Source organism: Streptomyces sp. NPDC048389 (assembly GCF_040706335.1).
In the GTDB taxonomy this organism is placed as follows: Bacteria; Actinomycetota; Actinomycetes; order Streptomycetales; family Streptomycetaceae; genus Streptomyces.
This window is the reverse complement of record NZ_JBEZKP010000009.1, coordinates 81,906-93,515: the sequence shown is the minus strand read 5'-3', so window position 1 is coordinate 93,515 and position 11,610 is coordinate 81,906. Positions and strand designations below refer to the sequence as shown.

14 protein-coding genes and 1 pseudogene are annotated in these 11,610 nt (G+C 71.3%); 9 read left to right on the top strand and 6 right to left on the bottom strand.

The window, feature by feature from the left end; genetic code table 11:
- The first annotated feature begins 178 nt into the window (after positions 1-178).
- From AB0903_RS09670 to AB0903_RS09660, 3 genes are all read left to right on the top strand, one after another.
- Complete coding sequence (locus AB0903_RS09670) at positions 179-1,387, top strand: FAD-dependent oxidoreductase (RefSeq protein WP_366700759.1); 1,209 nt, start codon at positions 179-181, stop codon at positions 1,385-1,387.
- A gap of 49 nt (positions 1,388-1,436) precedes the next feature.
- A complete protein-coding gene (locus AB0903_RS09665) occupies positions 1,437-2,351 on the top strand; it encodes an RNA polymerase sigma-70 factor (protein ID WP_366700757.1) in 915 nt (304 codons plus the stop codon).
- Positions 2,352-2,477: 126 nt separating this feature from the next.
- Positions 2,478-3,590, top strand: coding sequence for a cation diffusion facilitator family transporter (locus AB0903_RS09660; protein ID WP_366700755.1), 1,113 nt, complete (start codon positions 2,478-2,480; stop codon positions 3,588-3,590).
- Between the two features lie 125 nt (positions 3,591-3,715).
- Here the strand turns inward: AB0903_RS09660 and AB0903_RS09655 are convergent, their stop codons facing one another.
- Positions 3,716-4,114: a hypothetical protein gene (locus AB0903_RS09655; protein WP_366700753.1), complete on the bottom strand. Its 399-nt coding sequence runs from the start codon at positions 4,112-4,114 to the stop codon at positions 3,716-3,718.
- Positions 4,111-4,416: a hypothetical protein gene (locus tag AB0903_RS09650; protein WP_366700751.1), complete on the bottom strand. Its 306-nt coding sequence runs from the start codon at positions 4,414-4,416 to the stop codon at positions 4,111-4,113. Before AB0903_RS09650 ends, AB0903_RS09655 begins: the two co-directional genes overlap by 4 nt.
- Positions 4,417-4,628: 212 nt before the next feature.
- Here AB0903_RS09650 and AB0903_RS09645 point away from each other — a divergent pair.
- From AB0903_RS09645 to AB0903_RS09635, 3 genes and pseudogenes are all read left to right on the top strand, one after another.
- Positions 4,629-4,826 (top strand): annotated as a pseudogene (locus AB0903_RS09645) (cation transporter dimerization domain-containing protein); the annotation flags it as partial.
- A 330-nt stretch (positions 4,827-5,156) separates the two neighbouring features.
- Positions 5,157-5,384 (top strand): hypothetical protein, encoded by a 228-nt coding sequence (locus tag AB0903_RS09640; protein ID WP_366700749.1) that lies wholly within the window; start codon positions 5,157-5,159, stop codon positions 5,382-5,384.
- A gap of 161 nt (positions 5,385-5,545) precedes the next feature.
- Positions 5,546-5,722, top strand: a complete 177-nt coding sequence (locus tag AB0903_RS09635; protein WP_366700747.1) for a hypothetical protein — start codon at positions 5,546-5,548, stop codon at positions 5,720-5,722.
- Between the two features lie 234 nt (positions 5,723-5,956).
- On the opposite strand, the gene AB0903_RS09630 is transcribed toward AB0903_RS09635, so the two are convergent.
- Entirely contained in the window at positions 5,957-6,085 is a 129-nt protein-coding gene (locus AB0903_RS09630; RefSeq protein ID WP_366700745.1) for a DUF397 domain-containing protein, read from the bottom strand.
- Positions 6,048-6,962, bottom strand: a complete 915-nt coding sequence (locus AB0903_RS09625) for a helix-turn-helix transcriptional regulator (protein WP_366700897.1) — start codon at positions 6,960-6,962, stop codon at positions 6,048-6,050. Before AB0903_RS09625 ends, AB0903_RS09630 begins: the two co-directional genes overlap by 38 nt.
- A 335-nt stretch (positions 6,963-7,297) precedes the next feature.
- Here AB0903_RS09625 and AB0903_RS09620 point away from each other — a divergent pair, with 335 nt between their 5' ends.
- Together AB0903_RS09620 and AB0903_RS09615 are read left to right on the top strand one after the other, a co-directional pair.
- Positions 7,298-7,735, top strand: coding sequence for an ATP-binding protein (locus AB0903_RS09620; protein ID WP_366700895.1), 438 nt, complete (start codon positions 7,298-7,300; stop codon positions 7,733-7,735).
- A 174-nt stretch (positions 7,736-7,909) separates the two neighbouring features.
- On the top strand, positions 7,910-8,419 hold the full coding sequence (locus AB0903_RS09615) for a nucleoside deaminase (RefSeq protein WP_366700743.1): 510 nt from the start codon (positions 7,910-7,912) through the stop codon (positions 8,417-8,419).
- Positions 8,420-8,679: 260 nt separating this feature from the next.
- Here AB0903_RS09615 and AB0903_RS09610 read toward each other — a convergent pair whose 3' ends face one another.
- Positions 8,680-9,345 carry a 1,4-alpha-glucan branching protein gene (locus tag AB0903_RS09610; RefSeq protein WP_366700741.1) on the bottom strand — a complete coding sequence of 222 codons (666 nt, stop codon included), beginning with the start codon at positions 9,343-9,345 and terminating at the stop codon, positions 8,680-8,682.
- Between the two features lie 296 nt (positions 9,346-9,641).
- Here AB0903_RS09610 and AB0903_RS09605 point away from each other — a divergent pair, with 296 nt between their 5' ends.
- The gene (locus AB0903_RS09605; protein ID WP_366700739.1) at positions 9,642-10,046 is read left to right on the top strand and encodes a VOC family protein; all 405 of its coding nucleotides are present in this window, start codon (positions 9,642-9,644) and stop codon (positions 10,044-10,046) included.
- Positions 10,047-10,197: 151 nt separating this feature from the next.
- Here AB0903_RS09605 and AB0903_RS09600 read toward each other — a convergent pair whose 3' ends face one another.
- Positions 10,198-11,502 (bottom strand): phytase, encoded by a 1,305-nt coding sequence (locus AB0903_RS09600; RefSeq protein ID WP_366700737.1) that lies wholly within the window; start codon positions 11,500-11,502, stop codon positions 10,198-10,200.
- Positions 11,503-11,610 lie beyond the last annotated feature (108 nt).

Here is an 11,610-nt window from a genome sequence, read left to right as displayed (position 1 = left end):
CTGCCGCCCGTGGCGGGCGGTCCGGGGGTCGGGGGCGTCAGGGCGGTCCGTGCCGGGCCGCCGAGCCGACTCCGCGTGCCGGGCCGAAGCCCCGTGGAGTGATCCGCGTCATGCGGTGTCACAAGAATCGGTCGGGCGGTGTCTTGAGGGCGAACAGCCGAGAAGCAGAGGAGACACCATGACCGAGAACACCGACGTCGTCGTGATCGGCGGCGGATACTCCGGCGTCATGGCCGCCAACCGCCTGACGCAGCGCGACGACGTGACCGTGACGCTGATCAACCCGCGCCCCACCTTCGTCCACCGGATCCGCCTGCACCAACTGGTGGGCGGGTCCGACGGCGCGGTCGTCGACTACCGGGAGGTCCTGGCCGAGGGCGTCCGGCTGGTGGTCGACACCGTGACGCGGATCGACGCGGCCGGACGCCGTGTGACGCTGGCGAGCGGCGACACGGTCGGCTACGACTACCTGGTCTACGCGGTGGGCAGCGGCAGCGCCGACCCTCGCGTGCCCGGAGCGGCGGAGTTCGCCCACCCGATCGCCACCCTCGAGGACGCGCAGCGGCTGCGGGCGGCCCTCGATGCCGCACCCGCGTCGGCCGCCGTGACGGTGGTCGGAGCCGGTCCGACCGGTATCGAGACCGCCGCCGAGCTGGCGGAGGCGGGCCGTGCCGTGAACCTGGTCTGCGGAGGGGTGCTCGGCCCGTATCTGCACCCCCGGGGCCGGCGCTCGGTGGCCGGGCGGCTGGCCGAGCTCGGAGTGACGGTGGTCGACGGGCCCGGCACGTCGGTGACGGCGGTGACCCGCGATGCCGTGCGACTCGACGGCGGCCGCGAACTGCCGAGCCCGGTGACCGTCTGGACCGCCGGATTCGGCGTGCCCGACCTGGCCGTGCGCAGCGGGCTCAGCACCGACGCCCTGGGCCGCCTGCTCACGGACGAGACGCTGACGAGCGTGGACGACGAGCGCATCATCGCGGCCGGGGACTCGGCGGCACCGTCAGACCTGCCGCCGCGAATGAGCTGCCAGGCCGCGATGCCTCTGGGCGCGCGGGCCGCCGACACGGTGATCAGCCGTATCACGGGTGGGCGACCCGCGACCCTCAACCAGTTGTTCGCGGGCCAGTGCATCAGCCTGGGACGAGAGGCCGGCATCTTCCAGTTCGCCAAGCGGTCGGACGTCGCGGTGGGGTTCAAGGTCGACGGCCGCCTGGGCGCCAAACTCAAGGAGCTGGTGTGCAGGAGCGTCCTCAAGCACCTGGCGGACGAGGCACACAAGCCCGGTGGGTACCGCTTGCACCGCGTTTCGGGGGGTGCCAGTCGCCGGCAGCTGCTGCGGGCGCACCGCGGCGGGGCGCCGGTCGCCGCGAGCGAGCGGACGGCGTGACCGGGCAGTGGTGAGCAAGCGACCGAACCGTTTCCCGGAGGTACCGGCCATGAACGAAGGCAGCCCTGTCGGCGGCCACGCCACCGACCCGGCGACCGAGGCTTTCGTCGACCACCGCAATCTGCTCTTCACCGTCGCCTACGAGATGCTCGGGTCGGCCGCCGACGCGGAGGACGTCCTCCAGGAGACCTGGCTGCGGTGGGTCGAGGTCGATCTGGAGCAGGTGGCCGACCGGCGCGCCTACCTGGTGCGGATCACGACCCGGCAGTCCCTCAACCGGCTGCGCACGATGCAGCGCCGCAAGGAGGCGTACGTGGGGAACTGGCTGCCCGAGCCGCTGCTCACCGCGCCGGACGTGGCCGAGGACGTAGAGCTGGCCGAGAGCGTGTCGATGGCGATGATGCTCGTCCTGGAAACGCTGTCACCGACCGAGCGCGCCGTCTTCGTGCTGCGCGAGGTCTTCGACGTCGGCTACGACGAGATCGCCGCCGCCGTCGACAAGAGCCCCGCGGCGGTCCGCCAGATCGCGCATCGCGCCCGTCGGCACGTCGATGCCCGCCGCCCTCGCGCGGCGGTGTCGGCGAGCGAGACCCGGGCCGTCATGGACTCGTTCCGGCGCGCGGTCGAAACCAGGGACCTGCAGGGTCTCCTCGATGTGCTCGCGCCGGGGGTCGTCCTGGTGGGCGACGGCGGCGGCGTCAAGCAGTCCGCGCCGCGGCCGGTCATCGGTGCCGACAAGGTGGCCCGCTTCGGCATCGGCGGCCTGGCCAAGACCGACGGCGTGGTCACCTGCGAGCCCACCGTGGTCAACGGCGGCCCGGCACTCGTCGTGCGCCTGAACGGCGAGCTCGACGGCGTCATGGCGATCCGCGTCGAGGACACCCGGATCACGGGCCTCTACTACGTCCGCAACCCGGAGAAGCTGACCCGCGTCGAATCCGAGACGCCGCTCACCCTGCGATGAACACGCGGGGAGGGAGGGCCGGGGGCGCACCCGCGTGGACTGCCCGCAACTGCAAGGGAGTCGCACCTGGTGACAGGGCGTATGACGGCTGTGGCCGCAAGGTGATTCCTGTGCCACGGTGGGCCAATGGCGGGAAACCGGCACACTCATCGGCACAGCCCTCGACACGGTCATCCGGACGGCCGTCAGCACCCTCATCCGGACGGCCGTCAACACGCTCATCAACACGATCCTCACGATCCTCACGATCACCGAGGTCACCACCACGGCCGCGGCCGGCTGTTCCGGCCGCACAGCCACGATGCAGGTGACAAGGTCGACGCGGCGATGGAAACGTCCCGCGAGGGGATCCGCACGCTGTGGATCTCCCTCGTGGTCCTGGGGGCGACGACCGCCGTCCAGGCCGTGATCGTCGCCCTGTCGGGGTCGGTGGCGCTGCTCGGCGACACGGTCCACAACGCGGCCGACGCCCTGACCGCCGTCCCGCTCGGCATCGCCTTCCTGCTCGGCCGGCGCGCCGCCAACCGCCGCTACACGTACGGCTACGGCCGGGCGGAGGACCTGGCCGGTGTCGTCATCGTCGCCGCCATCGCGGCATCCGCGGGCCTCGCCGCCTTCATGGCCGTCGACCGGCTGCTGCACCCCCGCGACATCACGCACCTGTGGGCGGTGTCAGGGGCCGCGCTGGTCGGTTTCATCGGCAACGAGTGGGTCGCCCGCTACCGCATCCGCACCGGCCGGCGGATCGGCTCCGCCGCGCTCGTCGCGGACGGTCTGCACGCCCGCACGGACGGGTTCACCTCGCTGGCCGTCCTGTTGGGCGCGGGCGGCGCCGCGCTCGGCCTCCGATGGGCCGACCCGGTGGTCGGTCTGCTGATCACCGCCGCCATCCTGCTGGTCCTGAAGGACGCCGCCCGCGAGGTCTGCCGGCGCCTGATGGACTCGGTCGACCCGGCCCTCGTCGAGACCGCGGAGCGCGCGCTGCGCGGCGTGGACGGCGTGCTGGACACCGGGCAGGTGCGGATGCGGTGGATCGGACACACCATGCGCGCGGAGGCCGACATCGTGGTCGGCCCCGAACTGAGCGTCGTCCAGGCGCATTCGCTCGCCGTCGCGGCCGAACACGCCCTGATCCACGCCGTTCCGCGGCTGACGGCTGCCACCGTCCACATCGACCACCGCCCGGTGGACGAAGACCCGCACGCGGTACTCGCCCACCACGGCGCATCCAGCCCCTGACCGGTGAGCCCGCCCTGTGGGGCGGCCTGTGAGGGACGAGCGCCACGCCCTGATCGCGCGCGTCCGACGGCAACGGCCCGGTCCGCCTGCGCGGTCCGGGGCGTCGCCTTGCTCAGTCGCGTGAGTCAGACCGCGAGCCCCACGGACACCGCGCCGCCAACGACGGCGACCGCGAAGGCGGCCCACCGGTGCACACGGGTCACCGCCTCGGGCCGGCCGTTCGTGGCCAGCACCATCACCGCGTTCGCCGCGAAGACGGGGAGCAGGACGCCGAACATCGCTGCCGTACCGACGGTGGACAGGTTCATCTCCAACGGTGCGGCCAGCGCCGCGACGGCGACGGCAACCGCTGCCGCCGCATAGAGGATTGCCGGTGCATGCGTGACGTCGTCACCGGTGCGGGGAGCCGGGCCCCGGTTCCTGTAGTGCCGCCAGTGGCGGCGCTCGGTGCCGAAGCGGGCCGACACCATGAGGCCGGCCTCGACGACCAGTGCGATCACGGCCATGATCTCCACGGTCTTCATGTCGACCGCACGGTGCTACGAGCCGCAGCGGGGGACGTCACGGTACGGAGGCCCTCCTCGGCTGTGGTCACGGCCTGAAGAGTCCCCCCGGAGGCGGACGGGCTCGGCACGACGTCCGCCGTGCCGGTGCACTCCTCGACCAGCGCGGACGCCTTGGCGGCTGAGCCGGCAGGTCCGGCACCGGCGGCAGGCGCGAGTGCCGCGTGTGCCGAGGTGGTGGTGAAGACGGCCGCGGCGGCGATGCCCGCCACCGTGACGGTCGCGCGGCGGGCGGTGGCGCGTCGTGGGTTTCGTATGCGCATGTGGTCCCCCTGGGACTTTGCTCTCTTCGCGCGGGCAGGCGGGCCCGCCCCCTGGTCGGGAGGACGGCGTGCGAGCCCGGTCGGTCCTGATCAACTTCACCATCGGCGAGTGCTGTCTGCTGTGGCGGAAGCCATGATTCCGGCTCAGGAACCGCTCAGACTTCGCGATCGGTGAGGTCGAGGCATCGGTCGGTCCCGGCCTGCGCGTCGGCCTGCGCGCGGAGGCCGACATCGTGGTCGGCCCCGAACTGACCGTCGTCCAGGCGCATTCGCTCGCCGTCGCGGCCGAACACGCCCTGATCCACGCCGTTCCGCGGCCGGCGGCTGCCACCGTCCACGTCGACCACCGCCCGGTGGGCGAAGCCCCGCACGCGGCGCTCGCCCACCACGGCGCTGTCAGGTCCGGCTGACGACGGCGTATTCCGGTCCATCCGTCCCGATGCTCAAGGAAAGAGACATCTGCCGATATCTCGCACCGGAAACTCCGCGGTGTGATCTGTCTGTCGACCACCACGGCAGAAGTGCGCGCGAGTTGACGTTGTCGTGAAGAAGGATTCACAGTCAAAACCGGAACGTACATTGCCGGTTGGCCCATTGGCGTGATCTCATCCTGTGGTGCGGGGTCGCGTCTGCGACACCGCTTCGGGCGCCAGGCGACCGTTTGCGCCGGCCTGTTTTCTTTTTGACGTGCGCTCGGGTCGCCAGTCCCGGCATTTTCCGATTATGGAATGGGAGAGAAAGTGCGTAACGACTTCACCTCTGTTGAGACCGCCGAGATTTCCGACAGCGAGCTGGACGGCATTTCCGGCGGTGTCGCGAGCGCCCACGCCGGTGCCAACGGCTACGGTGCTGCCGTCAACGTCGGCGACGTCGTCGGTGCCGCCCAGTCCGTCGCCTCCGTCGTGCCGGTCGGCGCGGTCACCGGTGCGGTCAACGGCCTCGTCTCGGTGCAGACCACCGGCATCTGAGAGAGCGCTGCCTCAAAGCCTTGTCGGTCACGAGCATTTCTTGCCCGGTCCGCGTATGCGTGGGCGGTGACGGCGAGACCGGCCTCGGGACGTCCAGTCCCGGGAGGCGTACGGTAGAGGCAGGACCGCGATCGCTGGTTCCGGAGTCCAAAGAGGTCCCCGTGAAGACGCTCATCCTTCAGCTTGCCTTGATTGTTGTCGCCTTCCTCGCCCTTCTCGTTGTCTTGGGGGCGCAGATCGGCGCAATGGAACTCGGGATCATGATGCTTGCCGTGGTTGCCGCAGTCACGTTCACAGTGCTGAACCATCGAAAGAGGAACAGCACTGACGTGTGGTGAGCGGCCTCAGTGAAACGCTGATGCCGGATGGCGCCTCGGCCTCGAACGCTCATGCCGGCCCGCCGGTTGTTCCGGCGGGCCGGTTCCGTGCGTGGCTCGCCCGTGCGCATCAGCGGGAACGCGGGAACTCCATGTGTTGTCGGCCCCCGGCGGTCCGGGACCAGCGGTCCGGGGCCAGCAGATCCGGGACCAGCGGTCATGGACCGGGTCCCGATCGGTGCGGACCCGGCCGGCTCAGGCCCGGTCGGTGGCCTTCAACTCGCCTATGAACGCTGCCCAGGACGCGGCGGCGAAGGCGAGTGCCGGGCCGTGCGGGGCCTTGCTGTCACGTACCGGAACCACGCCGGGGAGCCCGTCGGCCACCTCGACGCAGTCGCCGCCCTCCTGATTGCTGTAGCTGCTCTTTCGCCAGGCGGCGTCGTGCGGACCGGGAAGGGAGATTCGCGCCACGGTAGTCGTCCTCCATCGCGGATCGGATCATGTCGAGCGACATGAACGGGGGCAGGGCAGCGGCCCCCAGCCGATCGTAAGTCACCGCGAGACGCTCGACCTCTGCCGGATCCTCGAAGAGCTGTCCGTGATGCGCGCCTTCCGTGTAAGCCACTTCGGAGCCGTCCGGCAGGGTCAGTACGGTCAGGGAGCCGCCCAGCATGTCGTGCGCGCCTGCGGCGAACGGCAGTACCTGCACGGTGACGTGCGGCTCGGCCGCCGCCTTCAGCAGGTGGGCGAGCTGGCGTCGCATCACGTCGTCCCCGCCGACCGGCCGCCGCAGCACCGACTCGTCGAGAATCACCAGCAGTTCGGGGCGCTCCGGCGAGGTGAGCCGCTTCTGCCGCTCGAGGCGCGCGGACAGCCGCTCCTCCAACTGCTCCTCGCTCTCGAGAGACAGGCCGACACTCAGCACGGCCCGTGCGTACTCCTCCGTCTGCAGCAGGCCGGGGACGACATGCGCGGTGTACTGGCGGATCGCGGTGGCCTGGGCCGAATACGCCATGAACGTGCGCGACCAGTCCGGGAAGGACTCCCGGTAGACGTGCGGCCACAGCTGCACCAGCAGGCCGTCCGCGCTGAGCGCGGTGTCGAGCGCCTGCGCCAGCTCCCGCGTCGGTTTGGCGCCGGACGAGCGCTCGACCTGGGTGATGCGGGTGCTGACGACGTGCGTCTTGGCTCCCAGCTGCGCCTGCGTCAGGCCGGCTGTCAGGCGCAGTCTGCGGACCTGCGAGCCGAAGAGGGCCGCCATCGACGTCTCGGGCTCAATTTCCTTGGCCATGGGCTCACTTCCGTTCCTTACGGCTTGTGGTGTAAGGCTGCTTGCCCTTCCGAGCGTAGGGGCGACGGACGACTCTTGAACACGGAACGTCACCATCCGTACACCCATGGATGGTGCCGCGGGCGAGAGGGCCGAACGGAATGGACGACGCGGTGCTGAAGACAACGACCCCATCGGGGACCACCACCCCATCGGAGGCCACGACCCTGTCGGAGGCCACGACCTCATCGGGGCCCACCACCCCGTCGGAGGCCACGACCCTGTCGGGGACCACGACCCCATCGGGCGAGGGCCCGGAGCAGGGGATCTCCCAAGAGGAAGGGGCGGCCCGGGGCGCGGAGTTCGCGGCGCTGTTCGGCTCGACACCCCGGGGTGCCCGGCTCGCCCGGCGGGTCGCCGTGCGGCACCTGGCGGAGTGGGGCCACCCCGCCGACTCGGACCTGTCCCGCACCGTCGCGCTCCTGGTGGCGGAGCTGGCCGCCAACGCCGTACGGCACGGGCGGGTGCCGGGCCGGGACTTCCGGCTGCGGCTGGTTCTGGACGCGCGGCGGGTGCGGGTCGAGGTCGCGGACGCGTCCTCGGTGCGGCCCCCGACCACCGTGCACGCCCCCGCCGCCGACGAGGTGTCGGGGCGAGGGCTGGTCCTCGTGGACGTTCTGGCGGGCCGCTGGGGGGTGGAGCCGCGCCGTGGTGCCGGGAAGACAGTCTGGGCGGAAGTGCTGGTGGAGCCCCCGTCGTCCTGATCGCCGACTATCATTCCGGTAACGGAAGGCGCCGGCGCCCCAGGGGCGGGCGGGCTCTTGTGGGAATCTACGAAGGGCCGACGGGCGCCTTCAGGTCTTCCACTCCTAGCTGGCTCTGCTCGACCGGCTGTGTACTCCTCACACGTTGCGACGAAACAAGCCACGCTGCGAGGAGTGACCGTGACCCTGTACACCCGAGAAGTCGGCACCCACGAGTTCGAGAGTGCCTGGATGGATCAGGCGATCAAACTGGCCACCGACAGCGTGACGAACGGCGGCGGTCCGTTCGGTGCCCTGGTCACCAAGGACGGCGAGATCGTCGCGAGCGGGAACAACCAGGTCACCGCGACCCTGGACCCGACCGCGCACGCCGAGGTGAGCGTGATGCGTGCCGCATGCAAGAAGCTGGACACCTTCACGCTCGACGGGTGCGTACTGGTCACCTCGTGCGAGCCGTGTCCGATGTGCCTCTCCTCCGCGCTGTGGGCACGAGTCGACCGGATCGTCTACGCCGCCGACCGGCACGATGCCGCGGTGGCCGGTTTCGACGACCGCAAGTTCTACGACCTGTTCGAGAAGAGGCCCGCGTCGGTGTGGCCGATGCCGGTCGAGCGGCTGGACCTGCCGAACCGTACGGCGCCGTTCGACGCGTGGCTGGCCAAGTCCGACCGCATCGACTACTGAGCGGGGGTCCTCGGGGCGCCTCGTGGCGCCTCGTGACCGCTCGTCCCGCGTGCCCGGTGGGCCCGCGAGGCACGAGCCGGTCGGGCACGAGTCGGTCGGGCACGAGTCGGTCGGCCGGGGCCAGGCTCTGGGCCGGGCCGCGGAGCGCGCGGACGCGCGCCGCGGCCCGAGGACGCCCGTGGAGATCAGCGGCCTCTCCTGTCGCATGGAGCGTCGTATGAAGCGTCGCGTGAAGCACTTCCGCCGATCATCTGCCGGGCTCAGCGCGACGGCGTGCCGTGCAGGGTGATGAACCGGGCGCGGTGCTCCGTGCCGTCCGGAAGGTGCCAGGCGGCGGTCACGTGACCCCGCGCGCCGGTGTCGGACGGGTTCCCGTCCGCAGGGCGCAGGACGCGCGTCACCCGGAGGGTCAGGGGCTCGGAGACCAGTGGGACCGTCGTGCCGTCAGGTCCGTCGGCCACGGGTCCGGGCGCGATGTCCGCCGGGAGCCCGGGTCCGGCGAAGTGGCCGGTGACGGACGGGTCCGGGGTGTTCGACACGCTCTGGGCCTGTGCCTCGGCCCGGCCCTGCGCGAAGGCCAGCAACCGGGCGACGACCACCGGGTCGTGGGCGCCGTCGTACACCCAGCGCTTGCCGAGTACGCCGTGCTCGCTCGTCCCGACGAGTGCGGTCTCTTCCGCTCCGTCGAGCGGCGCCCCGCGGTAGGAGAGCGGTACGTGGTACGCGACGGGCTCGTCGCCGGACGTGTCCGTGACCACCATGAACTCGATGCCCACCTCGCCCTGCGGGTCGTCGAGCCGGAAGCCGCCGGCCTTCGCCAGTTCGGGCTCGCGCCCCGCGCCGAGGTACCAGGGCCGCGCGGGAAGCCAGGCCGCGAGCAGCTCCAGCTTGCCGGGCTCCATTGTCGTCTTGTGAATGACAGCCATACTCGCTGAACTCCCCCTGCCCGCGATCGATTCCCGTGATCGATTCCCGTGTCCACGCACGGTGGCCGTTCTCCCGCCGACGGCCGGAAGTCGATTGCCGTCTTCTCCCGGAGGCGGCTAGGGTCGGCCGGGTGACTGCCGGGTCGGCCATGGGCCACGCACGAGTGAGGCGCCCGGCCTCGGTGTGAGCGCGAGGCGGGCCAGGGCCCCGCCGTTCCCTCTTCAGCAACCAGCTCCGACCTGTCCCGCGAGGGACCCCGAGGAACCGTCACGACCACCTGGAGAGTCAGCTCACCATGCCGCACGAGCAGTCCGTCACCACCGTCCAGCTCAACCACACCGTCGTGTACGCCGAAGACCGGCAACTGTCGGCCGAGTTCATCGCCACGATCCTCGGTCTCGACGTCGGAGCGCCGTTCGGGCCGTTCCTGCCCGTCGATCTCGGCAACGGCGTGACGCTCGACTACTACGAGAAGACCGACGAGCCGATCCAGTCGCAGCACTACGCGTTCCAGGTGCCCGACGACCGGTTCGATGCCATGATCGCCCGGCTGGAGGCGGTGGGTGTCACGTACTTCGCCGATCCGGGCCACATCGAACCGGGGGCGGTCAACCACCTCTTCGGCGGCCGGGGCGCGTATTTCGAGGACCCGTCGGGCCACAACATGGAGATCATGACCCGGCCCTACGCCCGGCCGTAGGGCGTGCCGCGCAGGGGGGCGCCGCCCCCCTGCGCGGCCCCTGCGTCAGGTGTCGGTGGCCCCGGCCTGAGCCGATGGCGTCCGGTGCCGACGGCGTCCGGTGCTGATGCCGATGGTCCGGTGCCGTTGGCCCGGTGCCCGTTGGCCGGCCTCAGTCGACGGCGTCCAACACGTCGTCCAGGTCGACGAACTTGAAGCCCGTGGCGTCGCGTTCGCCGTCCTCGGGTGTGTCGTGGCCGTCCTGGACGACGAGCAGCCCGTTCGGGTACCTGCTGCCGAGCGGGGCGTTCAGCACGGCCGCGCCGTCGCACTCCTCGGAGCCGTCCAGCGTCGCCGAGGCGGCGGTGACGCGGAAGCCGCCCTCGTACTCGTTGTCGTCGTCCAGCTCACGGTCGTAGAGGGCGAAGGAGTCGTCGCCCTGGCCGGAGGCCAGCACATAGCCGTCGCCGTCGTCCTCGGTGAGGAGCGTGAGGCCCTCGACGTCTGCGGACAGGTGCCTGCCGCCGTAGCCGGGGTCGGCGCCCGGCGCGCACTCCTCGGTCTCCTCGTCGTACGTGCCGGGGACCCCGTACTCGCGGACCTTGTCGATGAGGACGGGCCTGCCCCGCAGGTCGGCGCGGAGGCGCCAGATGCCGACGTCCTCCTGGCCCGCGTAGAGCACGCCGTTCGCCGGGTCGACGACCATGCCCTCCACCTGGGGGAGTTCGCCCGGTTCGCCGCAGGGCGTCCAGGAAGTGCCGTCCGGGAGGCCGAAGGCCGACGGCAGGTCGATGGTGCGGACCTTGCGGTAGCCGACCGTGCCGCCCGGTCCGGGCGTGATCTCCAGCAGGGCGACGGTCGTCCGGTTGCGCCGGCTGGCGAGCGCGTAGGAGCGGCCCGTCCGACGGTCGGTCCAGGTCGCGAGGCCGTAGGCGGTGTTCTGGTCGTTGATCTCGTCCTGGCCCGAGGAGAAGACGGGTACGGCCCCCGGGTCGGTGACGTCGGCGAGCGGGCCGCCGGGCCGGTCGCGGTCGATACGGTAGAAACGGAGCCGGTCGTTGCCTCGGTCGCTGACCACGGCGAGGTCGGCCCGCCCGGTGGACAGCCGTACATCGCGGAGCAGATCGACGTTGTTGAAACGGCCGGGGGCGTCGTCCTGTGCGGCGGGAGCCGGGGCGGGGATCGACTGGACCTGGCGGGCGTCGAGGTCGTAGACGCGCAGGCCGCCTTCCTTGGCCGTCGCGACGACCAGACTGCGCCCGGGGTCGGCGGCGTTGCGCCAGATCGCGGGGTCGTCGGCATCGGCGTTGCCGCCCGCCTCGTCGTCGTACAGCGTGGCCGTCTCGGCCCGCGGCTGGACGCCGGGAAGGCCGGCCCGTTCCTTCGTGTCCGCCTGGGCGGGCACGGCCGCGACGATCGCGGCGAGGGCGGTGCCCATGACGAGGGCGGTGGGACGCAGGGGACGGCGCGTGGTCACATGTGCTCCTCGATGTCGCGTGCATGACGCTTCGCTCACCGGAACACTCGCCACCCATGGTGGGCAACGGATGATGACGGCATGTTGACACGGTGAATTCGGCGGAGC

Coding starts and splice junctions, on each gene's coding strand:
- AB0903_RS09670 (WP_366700759.1), top strand. CDS start 179: ATGACCGAGAACACCGACGTCGTCGTGATCGGCGGCGGATACTCCGGC.
- AB0903_RS09665 (WP_366700757.1), top strand. CDS start 1,437: ATGAACGAAGGCAGCCCTGTCGGCGGCCACGCCACCGACCCGGCGACC.
- AB0903_RS09660 (WP_366700755.1), top strand. CDS start 2,478: ATGGCGGGAAACCGGCACACTCATCGGCACAGCCCTCGACACGGTCAT.
- AB0903_RS09655 (WP_366700753.1), bottom strand. CDS start 4,114: ATGAAGACCGTGGAGATCATGGCCGTGATCGCACTGGTCGTCGAGGCC.
- AB0903_RS09650 (WP_366700751.1), bottom strand. CDS start 4,416: ATGCGCATACGAAACCCACGACGCGCCACCGCCCGCCGCGCGACCGTC.
- AB0903_RS09625 (WP_366700897.1), bottom strand. CDS start 6,962: ATGGCGGCCCTCTTCGGCTCGCAGGTCCGCAGACTGCGCCTGACAGCC.
- AB0903_RS09610 (WP_366700741.1), bottom strand. CDS start 9,345: ATGGCTGTCATTCACAAGACGACAATGGAGCCCGGCAAGCTGGAGCTG.
- AB0903_RS09605 (WP_366700739.1), top strand. CDS start 9,642: ATGCCGCACGAGCAGTCCGTCACCACCGTCCAGCTCAACCACACCGTC.